This window comes from Pseudarthrobacter sp. H2, from assembly GCF_050157045.1.
Taxonomy (GTDB): Bacteria; Actinomycetota; Actinomycetes; order Actinomycetales; family Micrococcaceae; genus Arthrobacter.
Window position 1 is genome coordinate 830,589 of the sequence record NZ_CP189594.1, and the last position, 24,837, is coordinate 855,425.

Below are 24,837 nucleotides of genomic sequence, written 5' to 3' on the forward strand. Positions count from 1 at the left end.
GGCCCTCCACCGGTGCTTGTCCACATAGCGGGAGCAGCGGCTTCCGCGGCGCCCCCTGACGGTCCAGGCTTGCAGCATGACCCGATGGCCGCCCCGCCGCAGTGAAGACGCCCGCAGTGAAGACGCCGGCAGTGAAGACGCCGGCAGTGAAGACGCCGGCAGTGAAGACGCCGGCAGTGAACACGCCGGGAATGCGCGCGGCGGCGGCGGACCGCGTCCCCGGCTGCCCCCGCCGGGCGCCGCCGACCCGGACCTGGCTCCGGTGGCGCCCACGGCCGCCAGGCACCGCGGCGACTACATCCGCCCGCTGCCCAGGTTTGCGGACCGCGCTGCAGCGGCCGGGATCGAGCTGCTGGCACTTGCAGTCCCCGTGGACTGCGTCTGTTGCGGCGCGGAGGACATCGCCCTCTGCGGGGCCTGCGAGCGGCAGGTCCGCCTGCTGACACTGGACCCCTTCCGGGCGGAGGGGCAGGCCCCTGCCCTGATGGACATGGACGGCTCCGTGATCCTTCCGGTGGTGGCCGCCGGGGCCTACCGCGGCGAGCTGGCGCAGGCGGTGCTGTCCTTCAAGAGACATGGCCAGGGCCGGCTCGGGGTCGTCCTGGCGAAGGGCCTGGCCCGCGCCCTCGATGCCGCGGTGGGCGGCGGACAGCCGCTCTGCCTGGTTCCGGTACCCACCAGCAGCGGAGCCTTCCGGAGGAGGGGCTTCAGCCCGGTCCATCTCCTGCTCGCCAGGCTCAGCCGCCGGGATTTTCCCGGCCTCCGCGTCGTCGATGCCCTGCGGAAGGCCCGGCGTCCCGTCCTGGCCGCTGGCCCCGGCGCCCTGCGCGGCGGCCAGAAGGGGCTGGCCCGCGGGGACCGGGCGCAGCGCGTCCGCGGGTCGATGCGGGCCAGGTCCGGGCCGCGGGCCCCGGACATCAGGGGACATCCATGCATCATCGTCGACGACGTGCTCACCACGGGCGCGACGCTCGCCGAAGCCGCCCGTGCCCTGCGCGAGGCAGGCGCAGTGGTGCGGGGCGCCGTCGTCCTCGCCGCGACACGCCCGCCGGTCATGTCCGTTGCCGGCGCTGCCGGCGGCCTGCCGGCAGCGCCGGTATGTGACGAGCAAAAAAATAAACCGGAAAAGGATGAATAACAGAAGGCTATGAACTAACGTCGAAGATGGGTACCAAGAACAGATGTACCTGTCGATAGCGGCTCGGAAAGGGGCTCGACTGTCAGTCAGATCGGCCCCGGGAAGTGCCGCCGTCGTGTCACCGAAGTCATTTGGAGGGCACCATGGAGTTCATGATCAGCGGACGTAATTTGACGGTCTCAGACCGCTTCCGCGAGTACGCCGACGAGAAGGTCTCAAAGATCGCCTCGCTCGGCGACAAGGTCCAGCGGGTGGACGCAAAGGTCTCCAAGGAGACCAAGGCCCGCCAGGCCGACGAGATGCTCACGGTTGAGCTGACAGTCCTGGGCCGCGGCCCCGTGATCCGTGCAGAAGCCAGCGCCGCCGACAAGTTCGCGGCTTTCGATCTCGCCTACAACAAACTTCTTGAACGCCTGCGCAGGGCCAAGGACCGCAGCAAGGTCCATCACGGCAGGCACACCCCCAAGTCCGTCACCGAGGCGACGGCAACCCTTGAGCCGGCAAGTCCGTCCGAGCCCCTCTATGCCGCGGTGGGCCGCGCCGGGGAACCCCAGGCGCCGGCGGCAGAGAAGTCCCCGTATGACGTCGAGAACGATATTCCGGCCGGCGACTCGCCGGTGCTGATCCGCCGCAAGGTTTTTACCGCCGCCTCCCTGTCACTGGACGACGCCGTCGACAACATGGAACTGGTCGGCCACGACTTCTACCTCTTCGTGGACAAGGAGACCAAAGCACCCTCCGTGGTCTACCGCCGCGAGGGATGGACCTACGGGGTGATCTCCCTGGACCAGACCTGCGAACCGGGACAAGTCCCGCAGGACGCGCAGATCCACGCCTACCGTTCCGAGGATGAGCCTGCCAGTGCCTAAGCTGGTGCAGACCGTCCGGTGCAGGGAGTGATATGCCGGCACCGCTGAGCCTCGACCAGGCACGGCGGATCGCATTGGCAGCCCAAGGACTGGACAAGGCACGGCCCGCCGGGCCCGTGAGCGCACGGGCGGTGGGCCGTACCTTTGCCCGGCTGCACCTGGTCCAGATCGACTCGGTCAATGTGCTGTCCCGGAGCCACTTCCTGCCGTTTTTCTCCCGGCTCGGAAACTACGACCGCAGCATCCTGGCCCGGATGGCAGCACGCCCGCCGCGCCGGATGATGGAGTACTGGGCGCACGAGGCCAGCTTCATCCGGCCGGACCATTTCCAGGACCTCGTACTGTGGCAAAACCGGAAGTGGGTCGGCGCCTCCGCGATGGACCCGGACGTCCGGGACGCCGTCGCCGCCGCGGTGCGGGAAGCCCTGTCAACCGGACGGCCGATGACGGCCGCGGAACTGACGGTGCGGCTCGGCCACGTGGAGGACCGGCTGCGGGACAACTGGGGCTGGAACTGGAATGCCGTCAAGCGGGTCCTGGAACACCTCTTCGAGGAGGGCCTCGTCTCCGCCGACTCCCGGACCGAATCCTTCGAACGCCGCTACACCCTGACCGCCAGGGTCCTGCCCGGCACGCTCCTTCCCGGCACGCTCCTTCCCGGCACGCTCCTTCCCGGCACAGCCGGGCCAGCTGCGGGCCGGGAGCCGGATCCGGCCGCCGCCATGGACCGGCTGATCGACGCCGCCGCGCAGGCCCACGGGATCGGGACCGTGCGCTGCTTTGCGGACTACTTCCGGACGCCGATGGGGGCAGCCGCCGTTTCCGTGGGGCACCTTGTCGAGGCAGGCAGGCTCCGGCCGGTCGCCGTCGCCGGCTGGGACAGGGCGCTGTACCGGCATGTCGAGGCAAAGCTCCCGCGCGCGGCCACCGGGCGGGCCCTGCTCAGTCCGTTCGACTCCCTGGTCTTTGAGCGCCGCCGGCTCGAGGAGCTGTTCGGCTTCCACTACCGGATCGAGATCTACACACCGGAGGCGAAGCGCCGCTTCGGTTATTACGTGCTGCCGTTCCTGCTGCGGGACGGGATCGTGGCACGGGTGGATCTGAAGGCCGACCGGGCCGGCGGCACGCTCCTGGCGAGGGCCGCCCATGCCGAGCCCGGCGCGCCGGCGGACACCGCCGTCGAACTCGCCGCCGAACTGCAGCTCATGGCGGAGTGGCTGGGACTGGACCGCGTCGCCGTCTCCCCGGCAGGTGACCTGGCACCCGCGCTCGCCGAGGCCGTCGCGGGGGCTGTCGCGGGGACTGTCGCGGGGACCGCGGCGGCGTATCCGCTCTGAGGGAACAGCGGCCACCGGCCCGGTGTCTCTCCCGTAGACTGAACACGCCAGAATTCGGCAGCTTGAGACTGGGAGCAACTTCACGTGGCATCACTTTTCGAAAAACTTCTCCGCACGGGTGACAAAAAAACCCTGAGGCAGCTGCGGAACTATGCCGATTCCATCAATGCCCTGGAAGCCTCGTTCAAGACCTTCACCGACGCCGAGCTGCGCGAAGAGACGGACCGCCTCCGCGAGCGGCACGTGGACGGGGAGAAACTGGACGATCTCCTGCCGGAGGCGTTTGCCGCCGTCCGTGAAGCGTCCTCCCGCACCCTCGGCCTGCGCCACTTCGATGTCCAGCTGATGGGCGGCGCCGCCCTGCACCTGGGAAACATCGCCGAGATGAAGACCGGTGAAGGCAAGACCCTCGTGGCCACCGCTCCGGCCTACCTCAATGCCCTCGCCGGCAAAGGCGTGCACGTCATCACCGTCAATGACTACCTCGCCGAATACCAGTCCGACCTCATGGGCCGCGTCTACCGCTTCCTGGGCCTGAGCAGCGGGTGCATCCTGTCCAACCAGGACCCGGCACTGCGCCGCGAGCAGTACGCCGCGGACATCACCTACGGCACCAACAACGAATTCGGCTTCGATTACCTGCGCGACAACATGGCGTGGGACAAGTCCGAGCTCGTCCAGCGCGGCCACCACTTCGCCATCGTCGATGAAGTGGACTCGATCCTCATCGACGAGGCCCGCACGCCGCTCATCATTTCCGGCCCCGCCCAGGGCGACACGAACCGCTGGTACAGCGAATTCGCCAAGGTGGTCACGCGCCTGGAGCCGGAGACCGACTATGAGGTCGACGAGAAGAAGCGGACCGTCGGTGTGCTGGAAGGCGGCATCGAAAAAGTCGAGGACTACCTCGGCATCCACAACCTGTACGAGTCCGCCAACACGCCGCTGATCGGCTTCCTGAACAACGCCATCAAGGCCAAGGAACTGTTCAAGCGCGACAAGGACTACGTCATCCTCGACGGCGAGGTGCTGATCGTCGACGAGCACACCGGACGCATCCTTGCCGGCCGGCGCTACAACGAAGGCATGCACCAGGCCATCGAGGCCAAGGAAGCCGTCGAGATCAAGGCCGAAAACCAGACCCTCGCCACCGTGACCCTGCAGAACTACTTCCGCATGTACGGCAAGCTCGCGGGCATGACCGGCACGGCCGAGACCGAGGCCGCCGAGTTCATGAGCACCTACAAGCTCGGCGTCGTCGCGATCCCCACCAACAAGGACATGACGCGCATCGACCAGGCCGACCTTGTCTACAAGAACGAGGCCGTCAAGTTCGAGGCCGTGGTCCGGGACATTGCCGAACGGCACGAAAAGGGCCAGCCGGTCCTTGTGGGCACCACGAGCGTCGAGAAGAGCGAGTACCTGTCCCGGCTGCTGGCCAAGGAAGGCGTCCGGCACGAGGTCCTGAACGCCAAGAACCACGCCCGTGAAGCGGCCATCGTGGCCCAGGCCGGCCGCAAGGCCGCAGTGACTGTCGCCACCAACATGGCGGGCCGCGGTACCGACATCATGCTCGGCGGCAACGCCGAATTCACCGCCGTCGCGGAACTGGCAAAGCGCGGACTGGACCCGGAGGAAAACTCCGAAGACTACGAGGCCGCCTGGCCCGCCGCCTTCGAGGCCGCCAAGCAGGCGGTCAAGGACGAACACGAGGAAGTCCTCAACCTCGGCGGCCTGTACGTCCTGGGTACGGAACGGCATGAGTCCCGCCGCATCGACAACCAGCTCCGCGGCCGCTCCGGCCGCCAGGGCGATCCCGGCGAGTCCCGGTTCTACCTGTCCCTGACCGACGACCTGATGCGCCTGTTCAACTCCGGCGCCGCGGAGCGGCTCATGAACAGCTCCGTACCGGACGACGTCGCGCTCGAATCCAAGCTCGTCTCACGCGCCATCGCCTCGGCGCAGGGCCAGGTGGAGGGCCGCAACGCCGAACAGCGCAAGAACGTCCTCAAGTACGACGACGTCCTCAACCGCCAGCGCGAAGCCATCTACGGCGACCGCCGCCGCATCCTCGAAGGCGACGACCTCCACGAGAAGGTCCAGTACTTCCTGGAAGACACCATCAGCGCCTTCATCGACGAGGCCACCGCGGAGGGCACCGGCGACGACTGGGACTTCAACCTGCTGTGGTCCAACCTCAAGACCCTGTACCCGGTGAGTTTCACGCCGCGCGACGTGATCGACGAGGCCGGCGGGAAGTCCCGGATCACCGTTGAATTCCTCAAGGAAGAGATCCTCTCCGACGCCCGCCTGGTCTACCAGGCACGCGAAGAGGCGATCGGCTCCGAGAGCATGCGCGAGCTCGAGCGCAGGGTCGTCCTGTCCGTGATCGGCCGCAAGTGGCAGGAACACCTCTATGAGATGGACTACCTGAAGGAAGGCATCGGCCTGCGGGCGATGGCCCAGCGTGATCCGCTCGTGGAGTACCAGCGCGAAGGCTTCATCATGTTCCAGGCGATGATGGAGGCCATCCGCGAGGAAAGCGTCGGCTTCCTGTTCAACCTGGAGGTCGAGGTGACCCCGGCCGAGGACGTGGTCTTCGCAGACGCCGCAGGCCAGCATACGGAGCACCACGAGCCGCAGATCCATGCCTCCGGACTCGAGGCCCCCGAGAAGCCCGCCCAGCTGCAATACACCGCCCCCGGCGAGGACGGCGCGGCCGAGACCCGCATCGAGACGAAGAACCAGGGACGCTCCGGCAACCCGGCGAAGGCTGCAGCGCAGGACACCACCCGCCGCAGTGCCAGGAAGAAGCGGCGCTGAGCCGCGGCTGACTCCTGCCCGCGCGGCTGCCATGACGGAGGACCGGAACGCTTTGTTCCGGTCCTCCGTCATGCACCTGCCTCCTTCCCTGCTTCCCCAGGGCCCCAGCCGGGCCCTGCTGTTCCCCCAGCACGGGTTCCGGCGCGCTGTGACCACGCGCCTTGACCAGCGGCGCTTGACCAGCGGCGCCGGCGGACCGGCCCTTAGCCGATCTCCAGGACGGTGATGCGCCAGACCAGCCTGCTGCGCTCAAGCCGCAGGGCGACCGCCCGGACCCGCCATTCATCGACGACGACGGCGCTGGCCTCGTAAACGTCCGGGGACACCTGGCAGGCCCGGACCGAGCGGACGGAGGGGTTTCGGTGCAGCCGTCCGGCAGCCGGCGAACTTCCGGACGCCACCCTGCGGGTCAGGGCGGCCCGATGCTGCAAGGCCACCAGGCACCGCTGGTCAAGGCGCCGGGCAAGCTGCTGCGCCGGCCGGGTCCCGGCCAGGACTTCGATCGCGGCCTGCACGGTGCTGCGGGAGATGGCGCAGATTTCGCGGCCCTCATCAACCACCCGCAGGCGCGGGGGCCGGACCGCCGAAACCGGATCCGGTGAAACGGGGGCAGCCGCGCCTGCGCGGATCCCTGTCATTGCGCTCATGGTGCTTCCTTTGCCTGGTTGTGGTTGTGGTTGCTCGTGCATGTCGTGGTTTTCCCGGACGCGGTCAGGTGCTGGGCGGGAGCCGCAGGACCTGTCCCGGAAACAGGACATCGGGGTTCTCGCCGATGACGGCCCGGTTGGCCTGGTACAGCCGCGGCCATTCGGCGGCGATGTCGACGTCGGACGCGTACGCTCCCAGCGCCGCGGCCGAAAGGCTCCACAGCGAATCCCCGGCCCGGACGGCGACTTCCCCGTGGGCCGCCGCGGGCTCCTGGGGCCGAAGCTGGCGGGACGCGAGCGGACCGGGCTCGACGACGGGGCGCAGCGGCTTCCATTGCGGATCCGCCACCGGACCGCCGGCAATGGGTGGCGGTCCGGGGACCGCCGGTGCCGGGACGGCCGGTGCCGGTTCGGCGTGTTCCGCGAACCATTCGACCGGCGTCGGGGTCCATGCCGCGGAAACCGCGGTCCCCGGGGACGAGCCGGTGCCGGGCAGGCTCGGCGGTGCTGCCGCGGTGGCCAGCTGTGCGGTGATGAGCTGGAGCCCGACGGCGGCCAGGGCCAGGCGGCGCATGAAGCCGGGGCTGAACCGGCCGGCAGTTGCGGCGGCCCGGGTCTTTCCGCCGCGCTCCAGCAGGGCCGCCGCGAAGGCGATCATCAACGTCATCACCCACCAGGTGATGACGATGAGGCCCGACAGGGTGGAAACGATTCCGAGCTGGTCTTCAAAGGACAGGGACTGCTGCCGCGCCGAAGAGGACCGCCAGCGCTGCACGAGGCTGTTTCCGGTGGCTGCCAGGAAGAAGCCCAGCAGCAGGATCACGGCGGCCATCGCCGCGTCCGCCCGCAGGAGGCCCCTCGGCCCGGTTTCCAGGGGTTCCGTTGTGACCATGAGGCTGCCTCCACCATCGGATCTCGAACGGCACGTGATGCCGTTTGATGTTGTTTGATGCTGTTTGAGCTAATTTGACCGCATCGAATAGGTTTTTTCTAGGGAGGAACTGGACGGGGATGGAAAGCAGCGGGATTGACCGCCCCGGCACCCGGGCCTACGCTGGCGGCATGCGTTGGGACGCCCTGTTTGAGGACATGGAGGCACAGCTGGCCGCCGGCGAGCGGCTGGACTTTGACGCGGAAGTGGCGGAGAGGACGCGGGCGGACGCGGCTGCAGTGGAACTGGCGGACCGGCTCCGCGGTTCATTGGGACTGAGGATCGGCATCCACCTCGCGTCCGGGACCCTGTTCGAGGGGGTCCTGAGCCACGTCGGAAGCCAGTCGATGGTGCTCGACGAGCCACGGCACCAGGTGCTCATTCCCCAGGCATCGGCGGTGCGGTATTCCGGGCTCTCCCGGCTCGCCGTGACGGAGCATGCCGCGGTCCGTCAGCGCCTCGGCCTGGCCAGTTCGTTGCGCGCATTGTCCAGGGACCGGGCCAGCCTGACCGTGCTGGTTGCCCGGGGTCCGGCCGAGTCGGTGCTCCACGGCGTGATCGACCGGGTCGGGCAGGATTTCCTGGATCTGGCCCTGACCCACGCGGGCGAGGACCGCCGTGCGGCCAATGTCCGCCAGACGGCCACCATACCGTTCGCGGCCCTGGCCGGCCTCAGGTCCTCCCGCGGCGCAGACAGCTAATGGTCATTGTCGGTAATCCGTCGCTGGTTCGTCGGGGTTCAGGGCCGCGCGGCCGGGACCACGAGGAAATCCGGGGCCCGGGCCGCGTGGGTGCGGTGCCCCTGCCGCTCAGCCGGACTTGGACTTGGCCTCTTCGATCATCCGGCTCGCCTCGGCGTAGCGCTCCTGGATGTACTGCTCCAGCATGGTCTCCTCAACGCGCCACTGGCCGCGTCCGCCCACCTGGATCGCCTTGAGCTCCCCGCTGCGTACCAGCGCGTAAGCAGCGGGAGAGTTGATCTGGAGCTGCTCGGCAACGTCTGCGAGGGTCAGGAATCGGGGCATGACACCATTTTGCCACCGTTGGCGTCCTCCGGAGGGGTTATCCACAATTTGCGGGGGATGACCCGCAGACATCTTCCGTTCGGGCCGCGTGGCGGCAACAATGAGGGAGCCCGGCACCGACGGCCCGGGCGGCGACTACAGGGGGAGCAGGGCGCATGAGCGTGAACGCGGTGGCGGACGGGGCCCGGCTGAGGAAGCCATCGTGGAAAGACCCCCGTCTCCTCGTCGGGATTCTGCTCGTTCTCGCCTCGGTGGCCGGCGTCATCTCGCTCGTGGGCGCAGCGGACCAGACCACCGAGGCCTACGCCGCGAGGGAACCGATCGCCGTCGGCGAGAGGCTGACCACGGACAAGCTGCACCGGGTCAAGGTCCGCCTCGACGACGTCGAGGAGCACTATCTGACGCCGGAGACCGGACTGGGCGAGGGGCTTGTCGCTGTCCAGCGGATCGGCAAGGACCAGTTGCTCCCGCGAGAGAGCCTGGGACAGGCCGACGGGCTCGGCCGCAAACCCGTGGCGGTCACCATTGACGAAAGCCTGCCGGCCCAGGCCGTGCCGGGTTCGCGGGTGGACGTCTGGGTCGCCCTCCCGGATACGCGGAACGGCTTCGGCCAGCCGGCGCTGCTGCTGCCGGGGGCGGAGATCGCGCAGCTCACCCCGGGCAGCACCGCCCTGGGCTCCTCCCGGTCCACCGTTGTCATGGTGCTCGTTCCGGACAGCCAGATGCCGAACCTGCTGGGGGCACAGGCGAACAAGGCCAAGATCTCCGTCGTCTGGAATCCGGGAGGTGTGTCGCGATGAGCATCCCGGTGGTGACCGTCGGCCACACCCGCGAGGACCTGGTCGGTGGACTTGAACGCCTCCACGGACCGGTGTCCGTGGTCCGCAGATGCAGCGAACTCGCGGAGCTGCTCGCAGCCTGCCAAAGCGGGCTGGCCCGCGCCGCCGTCGTCGCGGCGGGCAGCGAGGAACTGACGGCGTCACTGGTTGACCGGCTCTCCGCCGTCGGAGTAGTTGTCGTGGCCCTGACGGAGGACCCCAGGGAGATGGCCCGGCTCCGCGGGATAGGCGTCGCCACCGAGTTGCCGGGGGTCCCTGCCGCGGCACTTGCCGCCCGCATCTCGGGGGCCGTGGCCCAGCTGAGCGGAGCCGGGCCGCGGCCGTGGCCGGCAGCGGACAGTGCCAGCCCGGACAGCGCCTTCAGGGACACCGCCTTCCCGGTGCCCGGGGAGGGAACCCGGCCTGCGGCGGACGGTGCCGACGGCGGCACGGGCGGCACGCCTGCCCGCGCCGGGAAGGGGCAGATCATCGCTGTCTGGGGCCCTGCTGGTTCGCCGGGCAGGACCCTGGTGGCGGCGAACATCGCCGGGGAGCTGGCCGCGGAGGGCAAATCGGTGCTGCTGGTCGACGCCGACAGCTACGGCGCCAGTGTGGCAGCCATGCTGGGGCTGCTGGATGAGGCGGCGGGGTTGGCCCAGGCCTGCCGGCTGGCGGACCAGGGACTGCTCGACGGCGACGCACTGCTCAGGATCGCCGCGCCCGTGGCCACGAGGTCGGGGACCTTCCGGGTGCTGACCGGCATCACCCGGGCGGACCGGTGGACCGAACTCCGGGCCGCCGCACTCTCGCTCGTGCTGGAGCGGGCGCGGGAGATCGCGGACGTGACGGTGGTGGACACCGGTTTCTGCCTGGAGGCCGATGAAGAGCTGAGCTTTGACACGGTGGCGCCGCGCCGGAACGCCGCAACGCTGAGGAGCCTGGAAATGGCGGATACCGTTTTCGCCGTGGGATCGGCCGATTCCCTCGGCGTGCCCAGGCTCGTCCGGGGGCTGGCCGAGCTGGAAACCGCGGTCCCGCAGGCGTCCCCGACAGTCGTGCTGAACAAGGTCCGGGCCTCCGCGGTGGGACGGTCCCCGGAGCGACAACTGCGGGATGCGTGGGAACGGTACGGCCCGGGGCCGGCGCTTTCCGCCTTCCTTCCGGCAGACCCCGCGGCGAGCGACGCGGCCTTGCTCTCCGGCTCCCTGCTGCTGGAGTCGGCCCCGGAATCGGCCCTCCGGAAAGCCATCGCAAAACTGGTTTGTGCACCCGCACAGCGAAATCGTGAATCCTCTGTCTTTACTTCCAGAGCAAAGCGCCGGGCAAAGGGTTAGGGTCGATTTAAGGTCGCAATGAGGCGGCCATCTACTGCTTTTATGGAGGCGTTTGTCGATGTCGTCTGGGTCCAGCGTGGAGGATCACCCCGTTTTGATCAGTGCCGGTGAGGGTTACCTCCAGGATTATTACGAGCACCTCCCGGAAGAGGATTCCCGGGGCTATGCCCAGGAAGCCCTGGCCGCAAGGGCGCAGGCCCACCTCCGGGTCGCCGCCAAACGGCTCCCGGGAATTGCCAATATTTCCATCATCGATGAGGGCGACTGCAGCGTCGTTTACGTGGTCACCGATGACATGCCCTTCCTGGTGGACTCGGTCAACGCGGAACTGGTCCGGCAGCAGGCGCCCATCCACCTGGTGCTGCACCCGCTGTTCGTGGTGGCGCGCAACCGTGAGGGCGGCGGACTGGTCAAGGTCTCGCGCGTGCCCTCCCATCTGGGCATCTCCAGCGGAGACACCGCGGCGATGCCCAACCTCTCCCACCTGATCGCCCAGGGCGACAACGCCTCCCACATGGAGTCCTGGATCGCCGTCGAAATCGACCGCGTCGACGAGGGCAAGCGCGCCAGGCTGCTTGACGGTATCCGGCATGTGCTCAGCAACGTCCGCGCCGCCGTCGAGGACTGGCCCAGGATGCGCACCAAGGCGCTCGAGATCGCCGCGGACCTGGACAAGGTATCCAATCCGGCGCAGATCGCCGAACTGCGCCAGGCCCAGGACCTGCTGCGCTGGCTGGACGATGGAAACTTCACCTTCCTCGGCTACCGCGAATACGACCTCGTCAACGTGGCCGGCGAGGACGTGCTGGAACCCCGGGATGACAGCGGCCTCGGCCTGCTCCGCGGCGGCACCGGCACGCCGCACCAATTTCAGCACCTCACCTCGGCAGGCCGGAAAAAGGCCCGCGAGAAGCGTGCGCTCGTGATCACGAAGGCCAACTCCCGCTCCACGGTGCACCGGCCGGCGTACCTGGACTATGTCGGGGTCAAGAGCTTCGACGCCGCCGGCAACGTCAACGGTGAGCGCCGCTTCATCGGCCTGTTCGCCACGAGCGCCTACGCCGGCTCCGTCCGCGATATCCCCGTGGTCCGCGAAAAGGTCGCCACAGTGCTGAACGACGCCGGCTTCCCGCCGGATTCGCACTCGGGCAAGGATCTGCTGGGCATCCTCGAGACCTACCCCCGCGACGAGCTGTTCCAGATCGAGATTCCCGACCTCGAGGCCACCACCACCGGCATCCAGCGGCTGCAGGAACGCCGCCGGACCCGCCTGTTCCTCCGGCCCGATATTTACGGCAGATTCATGTCGGCCGTCGTCTATCTGCCCCGCGACCGCTACACCACGAATGTTCGCCTGCGCATCGAGCAGGAACTGCGGGAAACCTTCAACGCCGTGTCCATCGACTACGAGGCCCGGATGACCGAATCCGCGCTCGCCCGGCTGTTCTTCCGGATCCGGCTGCCCAAGGACGCGGACGTCAGCAACGTCAACAGCGACGAACTGGAGAAGCGGCTGGTCCGGGCCGCACGCTCCTGGAGCGAGGGCATCGCCGAGGTCCTGCGCGCGCGGGCCGAGAACGGCGGTGCCGAGGATGCCAAGGAACTCGCAACCATCTGGGCCGAAGCCTTCCCGGAAAGCTACCGCGTCGGCTACGAAGTGGAAGACGCCCTGGAGGACATTGCGCGCTTCGAGAAATACGGCGCGGCGGCCGAACGGGCCGGGGAAACCGTCAAGGAGAAGCCCGGCGTCCACGTGTACCTTCCGGAAGGTGCCGGCGCAACGCTCGAGGAGGACGCGCGCGTCAAGCTCTACATGCTGGAGCCCAAGAGCCTGAGCCAGATCCTGCCCTATTTCCACAACCTCGGCCTCGAGGTCCTCGACGAGCGTCCCTTCGAGATCGAAACCTCGGACGACCGTGACTTCTTCCTCTACGATCTCGGCCTGAAATACCCGGCCGGGGTGGACCCCCTGGGCACCGGGCAGCTGCTCGGGGATTCCTTCGGGGCAGCCGTGTCCGGTGTCGTGGAGTCGGACAGCTTCGACCGGCTGGTGCTGCGTGAGGGGATGCACTGGCGCCAGGTGATCGTGCTGCGCGCCTACGCCAAGTACATGCGCCAGATGGGCAACACCAACTCCTTCGGGTTCATGTCGGACACCCTGCTGGCGAACCCCGATGTGACGCGCGGGCTGACGGCCCTGTTCGCGGCCCGCTTCGATCCCGCGCTGGACGACGCCGAGCGCGCGCTCAAGCAGGACGAGGCCCGGGCCGGACTGGACGCCGCCATCGAACAGGTCGCAACCCTCGACGCCGACCGGGTGCTGCGCACCTTCAGGAACCTCATCCAGGCGACGCTGCGGACCAACTACTTCCAGAACAAGACGCACGTCAGCTTCAAGCTCAATCCCGCCCTCATCGAGGGGCTGCCGTTCCCGCGGCCCATGTTCGAGATCTGGGTCTACGCGCCCCGGGTCGAGGGCGTTCACCTGCGCTTCGGCAAGGTGGCCCGCGGCGGGCTGCGCTGGTCGGACCGGCGCGAGGATTTCCGCACCGAGATCCTCGGCCTGGTCAAGGCGCAGACCGTCAAGAACGCCGTGATCGTTCCCACTGGGGCCAAGGGCGGCTTCTTCGCGAAGCAGCTCCCGGACCCGGCAGCGGACCGGGCCGCGTGGATGGCCGAGGGCGTCGATTGCTACAAGACCTTCATCCGCGGGCTCCTGGACATCACCGACAACCTCGTCACGACGGCGGAGGGCGAGACGGTCGTGCCGCCGGCCGGCGTCGTCCGGCACGACGGCGACGATTCCTACCTCGTCGTCGCGGCCGACAAGGGAACGGCGTCCTTCTCCGACATCGCCAACGGGCTGGCCGCGGAATACGGCTTCTGGCTCGGCGACGCCTTCGCCTCCGGCGGGTCGGTGGGCTATGACCACAAGGCCATGGGCATCACCGCACGCGGCGCCTGGGAATCGGTCAAGCGGCACTTCAGCGAGCTGGACCTGGACACGCAGTCGGAACCGTTCACGGTGGTGGGGGTCGGCGACATGTCCGGCGACGTCTTCGGCAACGGCATGCTGCTCTCCAGGCACATCCGCCTGCTGGCCGCGTTCGACCACCGGCACATCTTCCTCGACCCGGCCCCGGACGAGGCCGTGTCCTTCGCGGAGCGCCGGCGGCTCTTCGAGCTGCCCCGGTCATCCTGGGATGACTACGACAAGTCACTGATCAGCGCGGGCGGCGGCGTGTACGCGCGCCAGGCGAAGACCATCCCCGTCTCGGAGCAGGTCAGGGCTGCCCTGGGACTGCCGGACGGCACCACCCAGCTCAGCCCGCCCGAACTGCTGCGCGCGATTCTGCTGGCCCCGGCCGACCTGCTCTACAACGGCGGCATCGGCACCTATGTGAAGGCCGGCACCGAATCCAATGCCGAGGTCGGCGACAAGGCCAATGACTCCATCCGCGTCGACGGGCGCCAGCTCCGGGTCAAGGTCGTCGGTGAAGGCGGAAACCTCGGCATGACGCAGCGCGGGCGCATCGAGGCTGCGCTGCAGGGCGTCATCCTCAACACCGATGCGATCGACAACTCGGCCGGCGTGGACTGCTCCGACCATGAGGTCAACATCAAGATCTTCGTCGACCGGATGGTGGCGGCGGGCAAACTGGGCCCGGCCGAGCGTGCGGACTTCCTGGCATCGATGACCGACGAAGTCGGCCGGCTGGTGCTGGAGGACAACATCGACCAGAACATCCTGCTGCTCAACGACCGGATGCGCGTATCCGAGTGGAGCCCCAGCTATGAGCGGCTCATGGACTGGCTGGAAAAGTCAGCCGACCTGAAGCGGGATCTCGAGGCGCTGCCCAGCACCGAGACGCTGCGTGAGCGCCTGGACCAGGGCCAGGGCCTGACGTCACCCGAGCTGTCGGTGCTGGCGGCCTACGCCAAGATCGAACTTGCCACCGCGCTGCGGGACAGCGACCTTGCCGAGGACCCATGGTTCCGCGCGACGCTCCGGGACTATTTCCCGAAGCAGCTGCGGGAACGGTTCGACGCCGAGCTGGACACCCACCCGCTGCGCCGGGAAATCATCGCGACCGTCGTGGCCAACGACATGATCAACCTGGGCGGCATCACCTTCGCATTCCGGGCCATGGAGGAGACCTCGGCCACCGAGGCCGCCGTCGCCAAGGCCTTCGTGGCGCTCCGCGAGGTCTACGAGCTGGACATCATGGTCGCGGAACTGAACGAGCTGCCGGCGTCGTTCCCGACCGAACACTGGAGCACCGTCCACCTGGACATCCGCCGGCTCCTGGACCGGGCAGTCCGCTGGCTGCTCAGCCAGGGCAACACCGCCCGTCCGATCGCCGAGATCGTGGCGGAGTTCAAGCCGCTGATGGACCCCATGCGGGCCCGGCTGCTGGACTATCTGCGTGGCGACGACCATGCCAGGGTGGCCGCATGGCTCGAGAAGGCGCGGGGCTGGGAACTGCCGGAAGACCTGGCACACCGGTGGGCGGAGCTGTTCGAGAGTTTCGTGCTGCTGGATATCGCCAAGATCGTCCGCGTCAGCCCCGAGCCCGTGGAAGACATCGCCCATGTCTACTACACGGTGTTCAACCGCTTCCATGCCGATTCCCTGCTCGAACGCATCACGAAGCTGCCGAGGAAGGACCGCTGGCAGGCCCTGGCCCGTGCGGCCCTCCGCGATGACCTGTACTCCACTGTCCTGGACATGACGACGGCGGTGCTGGAGTCGACCCCCGCGGGGTCGCCTGCCGAAGAACGGCTGCTGGCGTGGGAGGGCCAGAACATCGAGCAGCTGGGCCGGGCCCAGAGCATGTTCGACGAGGTCAACGCCCTCGAAGCGGATGACATGGCCTCGCTGTCGGTAGCATTGAGGCTCTTGAGGTCAATCGTCCGACGCTAGGGTGGCATCCCGCTGCCCGCCGTGCGTCGCAAATGGAGGTGCTGTGGCTATCTTTACGGACCCTATCAGGGAGCATGCTGATTTCGGGCCGGGGGATGCCGAGTGGCTGCACCTGCTGGTCGGCGACTGGCAGATGGTCGCCGACCTTGCCTTCGCCGACCTGGCGCTGTGGTTTCCGCACCCTGAGCTCGGTTACGTGGCGCTGGCCCACGTCCGCCCCTCCACCACGCATACGGTGTTCCACGCCGACTTCGTGGGGGAGGGGATCAGGTCGGACCTGTTGCCGCTGGTCGAGAAGGCATGGGGGAGCCGCATGATCGAGCGCTCCAACGAGACCAACTGGAGCAGCGACATGGCCCTGCGGGTGGAGGCCGTGCCGATGGTCCGCAACGGCCGGACGCTCGCAATCGTGACCTCCCACATGGATCTCTCCAGCTCGCGGATGCCGTCACGGCTCGAGCTCACCTACCGGCAGTGTGCCTATGATCTGCTGCGCATGGGCACGCTCGGGCTGTGGCCCGACTTCGCCTCGCCCACGGGGTCGCGCCGCGGCGCGCCGCGCGTGGGTGACGGCCTGATCAGGCTCGACGCCGAGGGGATCGTCCAGTATGCGAGCCCCAACGGCGTTTCTGCCTTCCGCCGCCTCGGCGACGGCGAGTCCCTCGAGGGCAGGTCCCTGGCCGAAGTGACCGCCGGGCTCCTGAAGGACCGGCGCATGGTGGACGAAACGCTGCCCCTCGTGGTCACCGGCCGGATGCCGTGGCGGAGCGAGATCGAATCCCGCGGGGTCAGTCTGTCCCTGCGGGCGATTCCCTTGCGCGACGAGCAGCAGCGGTTCGGGGCGCTTGTCCTCTGCCGCGACGTCTCCGAGCTGCGGCGCCGGGAAATGGAACTTGTCACGAAGGACGCCACGATCCGCGAGATCCACCACCGCGTCAAGAACAACCTGCAGACCGTCGCGGCCCTGCTGCGCATGCAGTCACGCCGCATGGTCAGCGACGAGGCGAAGCAGGGGCTCGAGCAGGCCATGCGGCGCGTGGCGACCATCGCGCTGGTGCACGAGACGCTGTCCCAGGGGCTGGCGCAGAGCGTCGACTTCGACGAGCTGATCGGGCGGCAGTTCCGGCTCTCAGCCGAAGTTGCCTCGCCCTCGCAGCAGGTCAAGACGCAGCGCTCGGGGCTGTTCGGCGAACTGCCGAGCGACTTCGCGACCCCGCTGGCCCTGGTCATCAACGAACTGGTGACCAACGCCGTCGAGCATGGGCTGGAAGGGCGGACCGGCACGGTCTGGCTGATTGCCGACCGCTCTGAAAGCGAAACCGGCGAGGAGCTGCTCACGGTGACGGTGGAGGACGACGGCGTGGGCCTCCCCGAAACGCCCTACACGGAGGGGCTGGGGCTGCAGATTGTCCGCACGCTGGTGACCAGCGAGCTGGGCGGGACCATTGCGTGGAAGGCCCGGGAGGGCAACGGAACCGCAGTCCAGATTGTCCTGAGCCTGGCCACCCGCTGAACGGGCGTTCTCCGGCCGGTGGTTAGACGGCCATGAATTAACACCATGAATTAACAAGTCTTTCGAGTGGGCCGACCCTTTTGTATGGACAGCTAAATTCCAGCCCAATGACCGGATGCTTTCGCGGCCCGGTTGATCCTGTCCTCCGCGGCCCAGCGCTCAAACGGCAGGAAGCATGCCACCAACTTGGTTGGATAACCGCGCTGAAACGGCCCCCAACTGGCCGGTCGGTCTCATTGGAACAGGCAGCATTCCGGGAAGGGGTCGTGGAGGGGCGCTGGCCGGCCCGGATCGTCCGTGTCTGCGGTGGGGAATTGGTGCCAGTCGGTGAAGGAGTGCCATTCGGGGAAGGGGTCGGGGGGCAGTTCCGGTCCGGGATCCTGGCCGGGGTCCTGGCAGGGGTGCCCGGTTGGCGGCGGGTCCGGATAATGTCCTGGGTCTGCGGGCGGGCCTTGGTCCGGGCCTGTGTCTGTGGTCAGGATGTGGTGTGGCCAGTGGGGTGGTTCCCAGTCCTGGCGTTCGCTGGGGTAGTGCCGTCTTGACGGGGAGGTCCACCCTGGTGGGTTGTCCTTGCTGGCTCCGGTTGGTTTCCAGGCGGAGTTGTGTTTGAGGCGGTGGTGTCTGGGGCAGGGTTGGCCGAGGTTGGAGATGCCGGTGGTGCCTCCGTCGGCCCAGGCCAGGAGGTGGTCTGCGTCGTTGTCCAGGGAGTGGTTGTTGCAGCCGGGGAAGGGGCATCTGCCGTCGCGGAGGCGCAGCCATTGACGCTGGGCTTTCGTGAGGCGGTAGCTGCTCCGTCCGATTTCCAGCGGGGCGCCGTCGCGGGGGTCTGTCAGGACGCGGTAAAAGGAGTCGGCGCCGTCGGTGATCAGGCGGCGGGCCATGGACGGCGGGATCGGCCCGTACCCGTCCAGGGTGGCTGGTTCGTCGGTGGCGCCCAGGAGGGACAGGACCGGGACGGTGATCAGGACCTGCGCCCTCGGGGACGGGACACCCTCGGCCGTGCACCCGCCGGCGCCGGTGCCGCCGTCGGCCGTTCCGCCGGTGGTGCCGGTGCCGGTGGTGTGGCTGGTGAGGAGCCAGGTGGCGGTGATGTCGGCGCGGAGTTGGGTGAGGGTCCGGGCCTCGTGGGGGCCTTGGAGGGCGCGGGCGGCGGCGGTGGTCCGTTCCCGGATCCCTGTGGCGGTGTCGGCCGGGAGGTAGGCGGAGAGCCAGGCCATGCCGTCCCGGTCCGGGGTGTAGTCGACCCGGCGGTCCTCGGCGCTTTTGGTGTGGCGTTTTTCGATGCTGACCGGGTGGTGGCGTTCCCGCCAGGTGCGTGCCTTGGCCCGGAACCGGGACGGGACGAGTTCCCCGGCCTGGCACCCGCGGGCGGGGTTCGAGGCGTCGGGGTCCAGGAAGTGGGATTCCAGCGCGGCCGTTCCGGCGGGATCCAGGCTGGTGGTTTCCTCGACGATGATCCGGGCGTGCTGCCAGGAGATCGTCCCGGCCTGAAGGGCCGTCAGGGTCGGCGGCAGCGCCGTGGTCAGTGCCCGGCATTCGGACAGGAGGGCTCCGGCGGTCCGTTCGCTGACGGTCAGGACGCAGGCGACCTCGGCGACCACGGCCATCTCCTGGGCGGTGCGTTCCTGCGGGGACGCCGCCGGGGAGGCCAGGGCCCTGGCCGCCTGCACGTATTCCGCGGCCAGCCTCACCTTCAGCGCCGCGGTCCGGGCTTCCAGCCGGGCCACAGTGGCGAGTCCGTCCAGGCAATCGTCCGCCAGATCCCGCAGCGGGTCGGCGTTCCGGAGGGGGTCTGCGCCGGGCGGAGCCGGGCGGTCCGCGCCGGCGAAGGCGGCAAGCACAGCAGCGGACGCGGCGACGGCCGCCAGGGCCTCCCTGCTTCCGGCACTCCACGCTGTTCTGCTGTCCACACACTCAGTACATCAGGAGGCACCGACAATATGATGAAGCTGGTCGGTGATGCCGCGCGACTCGGGCACCGGCTGACGCCAGGAGGGGGTTTGTCTTATTAACGGGCAATGGCCGCGGACCAGATGGTCTGCGGCCATTGCTGCATACTGCCGAAGCCGAACGGGCGTTGGCCGCTCGAGCCTTGTCCCCGAGAGGATCAGGAGGCGCGGCGGGCCCGTGCTGCGCGGCGCTTGAGCGCACGGCGCTCGTCCTCGCTCATGCCGCCCCAGACGCCGGCGTCCTGGCCGGATTCGAGGGCCCATTGGAGGCACGTGTCAATGACGGGGCAGCGCCGGCAGACGCTTTTTGCTTCTTCGATCTGCAGGAGCGCGGGACCGGTGTTGCCTACGGGGAAAAACAGCTCCGGGTCCTTGTCAAGGCACGCTGCGCGGTTACGCCAATCCATGCTGATGTGTCACTCCATTTCGTGGGAACGCGTTAAATGCCTTTGTGAAATTATTCACTAAAGGCTTCATAAGAAAGGGGGCCTTCGGGCCCCCTCGGTCATCTGGATTAAGCGTGTCATGTTAACGCCTCGTAAACAAGGGGTAATTGACTGCAAGATGCCGTGGGATCGTGAGCGATGCATCACATTGAGTGGCCGCGGCCGCACATTTAGTCGACTATGTCCGGTAGGGTGCCAGTGTGTCAAGACCCCCGGTGAGCGCCTCCGATCCTGCCGATGATTCCGCCGGCGATTCCGCGGACGGGGCCCCCGGTGTGCCCGGGGACAAAGCGGCAGATGTGCCCCCCGGCGTGCCGGCGGGAGTACCCGGCGGCGGTCCGCCCGCCGAGGGAGCCGCCCGGCCCGCCGGCGTCCTGGTCATTTCCATCATTGTTTCCCTTGAAGCAGCAGCACTGCTGGCCGCGGCTCTCTGGTACGGAATCCAGCTCCTGACAGGGGCTCCGGTGCTCTCGTTCTGGGGCGCCGTTTTCACTTTGGGGCTGCTGCTGGCGTTTGCCGCCTGGCTCATCGCCGTGGCCCGCTTCCTCTTCCGGGGCTACCGCTGGCCCAGGGCCGGCGCCCTCGTGGCCCAACTCTTCGCACTCACGATCGGCTTCCCGACCCTGACCGGCGGGTACCCCCTGGCGGGGCTGGCCATGCTCCTGCCGGCCGCCGCGGCGATAGTGCTGCTGTTCGACAAACGCGTCATTGCCTTCGCTTCCAGGGCTGGCGGCGCGCCGCCGGCCCTGTAGCGGAGTCATCGAAGGCCCGCCGGGCAGAGGTTCCGGACGCCTACGCCGACGCCAGTTGAACCGCTGCGGCGCGACCGTCCGAGATCACGACGGCACGCCCCGGCGGAGGGCCGTGCTCCGGTTCGAACCGTACTCCGAAGAGGTCTCCGTCCGTGAGGCTGCGCGGACAAATCAGGATCCCCTTTCCCAGGCTGCGGGCGCCGAGCGCGAGGGGCACCCGCTGCTGAAGGGCCGGACCGAAGCCCGCCGTCATGATCACGGTCCAGCCCAGGCCGTTCAGTTCGTGCAGCCGCCTGTTGGTTTCGGCCGGCTGCAGGTCAACATCATCGGCCATGAGGATCGCGTCCCGGGCTACCTCGCCGGCCAGGGCCCGGGCCAGGGTGTCCGCCCAGAACGTGGCCGGGTCTGACCCCAGGCCCGGCGCCAGCCAGTCCCGGGGGGACGGATTAAGGCCGGGGAGGGCTGCCAGCAGGGTGCTCTTGCCCGAGGCCGGCCCGCCGAGGACGGCAAGGACGCAGCCACCGGGCAGGGGAACGGTGAATGGCTGCAGTTCATCTCCGCCGACCCCGATGCGCAGCGGTATGTTTGCGGCATACCGCGCGGGAGGGTCGCCTCCCGGTGCTACTGAGCGGCCCGTGCGCAACGCACGACGGCTGGGTCCGGGGTCCGGCTTGAGCCGGGCGAGGACCTCGGTGACGGTAACCAGCGGGGGCAGGGCTTCGACCCGGAAAGGCCGGCTGGACAGGGCGCTGCCGTCTGTGGACGGTCCGGTGACGTTCCGGCCGGCCGGCGCGGGCCGTTCGAACAGCTGGCAGCCGTGGCCCCCGGACAAACGGTCCGTCACGAAGGCGCCGAAAACGGCAACGCGGCCGGGAACCGGCCTCCAGCGCCGGCAGCCGCGGCCACGCCAGCCGGCTTTCTTCGGTGGTGCCGGCGGGGAAGTAGACCCGGTTGGGGATGGCCCCGAAAAACCGGGCGGTCGCCAGTTCGCGCTCGCCGGAGACGAGGACAGTGACCCCGGCCTTCGGGCCGTCCCGGACGATGTCGTGGAGAAGGTCCTCGGCCCAGGCCTGGGGGCCGGAGCGGATTGCTGACGCCCACGATCCCCAGCCGCTGATGACGAGGACCAGGGGCGGCGGGTCATCGGGTGCGGGGGTGCCCAGTCTCCGGGTCACTTCTTCCGCAATGCGTTCCAGCACCCGCGCTGCCCGGCGGAGTTCGTGCAGGCCTGCTACAGCTCCCACTCTCGCCGAGGTTGCTGCCGCGCTGAAGGCACCGCCGGCGTCGAGGAGATAGAGGTGGGGGCCGTCCTCCCCGGCCAGCAGCTGATCCACTGCCAGCGCCACGGCGGCGTCGCCAGTTCCTGCGGCGCCGCCGATCAGGCCAAGGTGTCCGTGTCCGGCCGGATGCCAGCGCAGCTCGGCGACCCGTTGTTCTTCCGGAATATCCACCCATCCGAGCCGGACCGCACCCTGCCGGACCGCACCCTGCCGGGGCGCACCCGGCCGGACTGTACCCTGCCGGGCCGCACCGTGGCCTGCAGTCCCGGCGGGCGCGTCCGGGAGCGCGGCGTCCGAGTCCGAGGCGGCCGGGGGAAACGGCAGCACTGGGGGGAGCGGGTCCGCCACCGGACGGCGTGGCGGGATGCCGTCCAGCGCCGCCCACAGCAGGGACAGCTCCTCGACCAGCGGCGCAGCCGCGTGCGCCGGAGCCGGCGTGGCGTCCTCGGCGCCCGGGGTGTCCTCATCGGCCACCGCGCCGGTCTGCGGATGCGCGAGGTATTCCCGGACCGGGAATACCCTCACCGTGCCTCCGTCCGGGCGCGGCGGGGCGGGGGCGAGCGTGGCCGTCTGAAACTCCTCCGGCGCCTCTGTACCCCGGACCAGGAAGGCGCGGCCGGGTCTGGCTCTGGGGATGGCTGCGGCGAGCCTGGAATCCATGATGTCCAGGGATTCGAGGTCTGACTGGACTCTCAGGGCGACGCGGCTGGTGACATTGGCCCGGATATCGGCGGTGATCGAACCCTGCGGGCGCTGGGTCGCCATGATCAGGTGTATCCCCAATGAGCGCCCGATCGCCGCTACCCTCATGAGTTCGGACAATGCGGCCGGCGCTTCCTCGACCAGCATCCTGAATTCGTCGATGACCAGGATGAGGTGGGGGAGGGCGGGCAGCGGGGGATCCACGGCCTCGTACGCCGTGAGGTCGGGGGCCTGTGCGGCGGCGAGCTGCTCCTCGCGGCGCCGCATTTCGGCGCGCAGGGAGACCAGGGTACGTTCCACCTCATCCGTTCCCAGATCCGTGAGCATCCCGACGCAGTGCGGCAGCCCGGTCAACGGCCCGAGGCCCGAGCCGCCCTTGAAATCGATGAAGAGCAGGTTGATGCGGTCCGGCGGGTAGCTGGCGGCCAGGCCTGCCGTGAGCGTCCGCAGGAATTCCGATTTCCCGGAGCCGGTGGTGCCGGCAACCAGGATATGGGGACCGTCCGTCTGGAGGTCGATGATCAGGGGTCCTGATCGGCCGGTGCCGACAGGAACAGGAAGCCCGGGTGTGCGGCGGGCGTTTGCCCAGCGGCGGGAAATGCCGGCAGCCGAGAGCGGAAGGACTTCGCCCAGGGCGCAGGCGCCGGGGATGGCCGGCGGGGGAGCGTCGACGGCGCGCCCGGCTGATCCGAGCCGGCGGCAGCAGCGGTCAAAGACCAGCGGGGGGACCAGGTCAGGAACGAAGCTGGACTCGTCGCGGCCGGTGGAGAGCCGGGCGGTGCGCCCGTCAAGAACGATGCTCGCGTCCGGCACGGGGTGCGTTCCCGCGGGGCGCGCTCCCGCTGAACAATCGATCACCTGCCAGCCATGGGAGGCGGCCGATGCGCGCAGGGAGGCGCGGGCAGCCGCGCTCCCGGTAGCCGGCATTGCCCCGGCACCGTCGAGGATGATCAGCAGCCCCCGGTCGTAGCCCTCGCCGGGACCGGCGTTCAGGCAGGCTGCCACGGCAGGCGCATGGCCTGACAGTGTCACGCCGGGCAGAAACCGGGCGGCGAGGGGTTCCGACTCCGGTGAGCCGTGGATGAGGACCCGGGTGTGCCGGGCGAGCGGATAGCAGGCGAGCTGGATGATGAAGGACCGGACCAGCCCCGCCACCGCCGGTTCCGGGCCGCGGATGGTGGTGACGGCGATGGAGGGGTCCAGCATCAGGGGCATCAGGCCCAGCGGGGGCGCCAGGAAGCCGGGAGCGGCCGGTTCCAGCCGGATATTCGCTGCCTGCTCGGCCAAACCGAGCCGCAGCCATGCCGGCGCGCCTTCGTTTGCAGGATGCGGGGTGGCGGCCTGCATAAAGGCACCGTGGAGGACGAGGCCTGCGGCGGACGGCGCCGCCCGCCGTCGTCGTTCCGCGTCCTGTTCCGCTGCCGCCGCGACAGCGCTCTTCAGCTCCCGGCGCTGCCGGCGTCCGGAGGCGACCGGCGCGAGGAGTGTCACCGCGGAGACGGCGGTGAAGGCCAGGAACATCCACATCCCCGTCAGGAGTGCCAGCCCGATTCCGATCACCAAAGGCAGGCCCGCGGCCAGGACCAGGGCCGTCCGGTTGCTGACGGCCGCGGTGTTGCTGACGACAAGGGCCTCGGCGACGCTGGATCCCGCCGCCATCCCTAAATCGGCGGCGCCGGATGGCGGCGATGCGCCGTCGAAGATGAGGGACATCGTGGAGCTGCCGCAACGGATCAGCGAGCCGGTTGTCACCGCGCCCTCCCGCACTCTCCTGCCGTCGATGGTGGTCCCGTTGGCGCTGTTCAGGTCCACGATGCGGACGGCAGCATCCGATACGTCCAGCCGTGCGTGTTCGCGGGACAGCTCGGCATCCGGGATGGTGATCTCCGTCCCGCTGCGCCCGATCCGGAAACGGCCGCGCCGCAGGGGAACGACCGTGCCGGCGCCGGGCCCGCTGTGGACGGCGAGCACCAGCGCCGCAGCCGCCGGATCCCGGGCCCCGGATCCGGGCGAGGAGGGGGGAAGCCCGTCGACCAGGACTGCTCCGTGGACCAGCGGGGCGGTGCCGACGGTCAGGGCCGTGAGCGGGAGCCCGTCCACGGACAGCCCGCCGGTCCCGTAGCGCCGGGACACCGCTTCCTGAAGGGCCAGGCCGGCGCAATCCGCCGGAACGGCCATGGCAAGCTCCACCGGATTTCCGGTGAGCGCCGAGCCGGGCGCCGGCACCAGGGTGCAGTGGAACATCATCGGGGGGATCCTTTCCGGCGGCGTCGGCTAGGTCCCACGGTAGGGGCGGCGGCGGGCAGCTGCCCCCCGGAAATCCGGCCATGTGGATAACGGCGTCAACGG

17 protein-coding genes are annotated in these 24,837 nt (G+C 69.0%); 10 read left to right on the plus strand and 7 right to left on the minus strand.

From position 1 onward, the window contains the following. Positions 1 to 76: 76 nt before the first annotated feature. The 4 genes from ACQCSZ_RS03925 (at position 77) to secA (ending at position 6,167) form a co-directional block, all read left to right on the plus strand. The gene (locus tag ACQCSZ_RS03925) at positions 77 to 1,138 is read left to right on the plus strand and encodes a ComF family protein (protein WP_427006784.1); all 1,062 of its coding nucleotides are present in this window, start codon (positions 77 to 79) and stop codon (positions 1,136 to 1,138) included. A 143-nt stretch (positions 1,139 to 1,281) separates the two neighbouring features. Further along, positions 1,282 to 2,007, plus strand: a complete 726-nt coding sequence (gene hpf, locus ACQCSZ_RS03930; RefSeq protein WP_427006785.1) for a ribosome hibernation-promoting factor, HPF/YfiA family — start codon at positions 1,282 to 1,284, stop codon at positions 2,005 to 2,007. Positions 2,008 to 2,039: 32 nt separating this feature from the next. After that, entirely contained in the window at positions 2,040 to 3,344 is a 1,305-nt protein-coding gene (locus ACQCSZ_RS03935; RefSeq protein WP_427006786.1) for a winged helix-turn-helix domain-containing protein, read from the plus strand. 84 nt (positions 3,345 to 3,428) lie between these two features. Beyond that, positions 3,429 to 6,167 (plus strand): preprotein translocase subunit SecA, encoded by a 2,739-nt coding sequence (gene secA / locus ACQCSZ_RS03940; protein ID WP_427006787.1) that lies wholly within the window; start codon positions 3,429 to 3,431, stop codon positions 6,165 to 6,167. A 203-nt stretch (positions 6,168 to 6,370) separates the two neighbouring features. Here secA and ACQCSZ_RS03945 read toward each other — a convergent pair whose 3' ends face one another. After that, positions 6,371 to 6,814, minus strand: a complete 444-nt coding sequence (locus tag ACQCSZ_RS03945) for an Rv3235 family protein (protein WP_427006788.1) — start codon at positions 6,812 to 6,814, stop codon at positions 6,371 to 6,373. Between the two features lie 64 nt (positions 6,815 to 6,878). Continuing rightward, the gene (locus tag ACQCSZ_RS03950; protein ID WP_427006789.1) at positions 6,879 to 7,706 is read right to left on the minus strand and encodes a LysM peptidoglycan-binding domain-containing protein; all 828 of its coding nucleotides are present in this window, start codon (positions 7,704 to 7,706) and stop codon (positions 6,879 to 6,881) included. Positions 7,707 to 7,825: 119 nt separating this feature from the next. Between ACQCSZ_RS03950 and ACQCSZ_RS03955 the strand changes: the two genes are divergently transcribed. Continuing rightward, the gene (locus ACQCSZ_RS03955; protein WP_427006790.1) at positions 7,826 to 8,446 is read left to right on the plus strand and encodes a hypothetical protein; all 621 of its coding nucleotides are present in this window, start codon (positions 7,826 to 7,828) and stop codon (positions 8,444 to 8,446) included. Between the two features lie 108 nt (positions 8,447 to 8,554). Here ACQCSZ_RS03955 and ACQCSZ_RS03960 read toward each other — a convergent pair whose 3' ends face one another. Continuing rightward, positions 8,555 to 8,770: a helix-turn-helix domain-containing protein gene (locus tag ACQCSZ_RS03960; protein ID WP_211877695.1), complete on the minus strand. Its 216-nt coding sequence runs from the start codon at positions 8,768 to 8,770 to the stop codon at positions 8,555 to 8,557. 155 nt (positions 8,771 to 8,925) lie between these two features. On the opposite strand from ACQCSZ_RS03960, the gene ACQCSZ_RS03965 reads away from it, so the two are divergent. Genes ACQCSZ_RS03965 through ACQCSZ_RS03980 form a run of 4 tightly spaced genes read left to right on the plus strand, consistent with a single transcriptional unit; the run spans position 8,926 to position 17,359 of the window. Continuing rightward, the gene (locus ACQCSZ_RS03965) at positions 8,926 to 9,570 is read left to right on the plus strand and encodes a hypothetical protein (RefSeq protein WP_427006791.1); all 645 of its coding nucleotides are present in this window, start codon (positions 8,926 to 8,928) and stop codon (positions 9,568 to 9,570) included. Then, positions 9,567 to 10,922 carry an AAA family ATPase gene (locus tag ACQCSZ_RS03970; RefSeq protein WP_427006792.1) on the plus strand — a complete coding sequence of 452 codons (1,356 nt, stop codon included), beginning with the start codon at positions 9,567 to 9,569 and terminating at the stop codon, positions 10,920 to 10,922. Before ACQCSZ_RS03965 ends, ACQCSZ_RS03970 begins: the two co-directional genes overlap by 4 nt. 58 nt (positions 10,923 to 10,980) lie before the next feature. Further along, positions 10,981 to 15,846 (plus strand): NAD-glutamate dehydrogenase, encoded by a 4,866-nt coding sequence (locus ACQCSZ_RS03975; protein ID WP_427006793.1) that lies wholly within the window; start codon positions 10,981 to 10,983, stop codon positions 15,844 to 15,846. 43 nt (positions 15,847 to 15,889) lie between these two features. Further along, positions 15,890 to 17,359 (plus strand): sensor histidine kinase, encoded by a 1,470-nt coding sequence (locus tag ACQCSZ_RS03980; RefSeq protein WP_427006794.1) that lies wholly within the window; start codon positions 15,890 to 15,892, stop codon positions 17,357 to 17,359. A 233-nt stretch (positions 17,360 to 17,592) separates the two neighbouring features. On the opposite strand, the gene ACQCSZ_RS03985 is transcribed toward ACQCSZ_RS03980, so the two are convergent. Then, positions 17,593 to 19,269 carry a DUF222 domain-containing protein gene (locus ACQCSZ_RS03985; RefSeq protein WP_427006795.1) on the minus strand — a complete coding sequence of 559 codons (1,677 nt, stop codon included), beginning with the start codon at positions 19,267 to 19,269 and terminating at the stop codon, positions 17,593 to 17,595. Between the two features lie 197 nt (positions 19,270 to 19,466). Continuing rightward, positions 19,467 to 19,715 (minus strand): WhiB family transcriptional regulator, encoded by a 249-nt coding sequence (locus ACQCSZ_RS03990; protein ID WP_207614664.1) that lies wholly within the window; start codon positions 19,713 to 19,715, stop codon positions 19,467 to 19,469. Positions 19,716 to 20,128: 413 nt separating this feature from the next. Here ACQCSZ_RS03990 and ACQCSZ_RS03995 point away from each other — a divergent pair, with 413 nt between their 5' ends. Then, positions 20,129 to 20,506, plus strand: a complete 378-nt coding sequence (locus tag ACQCSZ_RS03995; protein ID WP_427008247.1) for a hypothetical protein — start codon at positions 20,129 to 20,131, stop codon at positions 20,504 to 20,506. A gap of 40 nt (positions 20,507 to 20,546) precedes the next feature. On the opposite strand, the gene ACQCSZ_RS04000 is transcribed toward ACQCSZ_RS03995, so the two are convergent. Beyond that, positions 20,547 to 21,149: a hypothetical protein gene (locus ACQCSZ_RS04000; protein ID WP_427006796.1), complete on the minus strand. Its 603-nt coding sequence runs from the start codon at positions 21,147 to 21,149 to the stop codon at positions 20,547 to 20,549. Further along, complete coding sequence (locus ACQCSZ_RS04005; protein WP_427006797.1) at positions 21,058 to 24,735, minus strand: FtsK/SpoIIIE domain-containing protein; 3,678 nt, start codon at positions 24,733 to 24,735, stop codon at positions 21,058 to 21,060. Before ACQCSZ_RS04005 ends, ACQCSZ_RS04000 begins: the two co-directional genes overlap by 92 nt. Positions 24,736 to 24,837: the final 102 nt, after the last annotated feature.

What these genes read in the sequence shown, in the direction of transcription:
- ACQCSZ_RS03925 (WP_427006784.1), top strand. Translation starts at nt 77, where the DNA reads ATGACCCGATGGCCGCCCCGCCGCAGTGAAGACGCCCGCAGTGAAGAC.
- hpf (WP_427006785.1), top strand. Translation starts at nt 1,282, where the DNA reads ATGGAGTTCATGATCAGCGGACGTAATTTGACGGTCTCAGACCGCTTC.
- ACQCSZ_RS03935 (WP_427006786.1), top strand. Translation starts at nt 2,040, where the DNA reads ATGCCGGCACCGCTGAGCCTCGACCAGGCACGGCGGATCGCATTGGCA.
- ACQCSZ_RS03945 (WP_427006788.1), bottom strand. Translation starts at nt 6,814, where the DNA reads ATGAGCGCAATGACAGGGATCCGCGCAGGCGCGGCTGCCCCCGTTTCA.
- ACQCSZ_RS03950 (WP_427006789.1), bottom strand. Translation starts at nt 7,706, where the DNA reads ATGGTCACAACGGAACCCCTGGAAACCGGGCCGAGGGGCCTCCTGCGG.
- ACQCSZ_RS03955 (WP_427006790.1), top strand. Translation starts at nt 7,826, where the DNA reads ATGGAAAGCAGCGGGATTGACCGCCCCGGCACCCGGGCCTACGCTGGC.
- ACQCSZ_RS03960 (WP_211877695.1), bottom strand. Translation starts at nt 8,770, where the DNA reads ATGCCCCGATTCCTGACCCTCGCAGACGTTGCCGAGCAGCTCCAGATC.
- ACQCSZ_RS03965 (WP_427006791.1), top strand. Translation starts at nt 8,926, where the DNA reads ATGAGCGTGAACGCGGTGGCGGACGGGGCCCGGCTGAGGAAGCCATCG.
- ACQCSZ_RS03970 (WP_427006792.1), top strand. Translation starts at nt 9,567, where the DNA reads ATGAGCATCCCGGTGGTGACCGTCGGCCACACCCGCGAGGACCTGGTC.
- ACQCSZ_RS03975 (WP_427006793.1), top strand. Translation starts at nt 10,981, where the DNA reads ATGTCGTCTGGGTCCAGCGTGGAGGATCACCCCGTTTTGATCAGTGCC.
- ACQCSZ_RS03990 (WP_207614664.1), bottom strand. Translation starts at nt 19,715, where the DNA reads ATGGATTGGCGTAACCGCGCAGCGTGCCTTGACAAGGACCCGGAGCTG.
- ACQCSZ_RS04005 (WP_427006797.1), bottom strand. Translation starts at nt 24,735, where the DNA reads ATGATGTTCCACTGCACCCTGGTGCCGGCGCCCGGCTCGGCGCTCACC.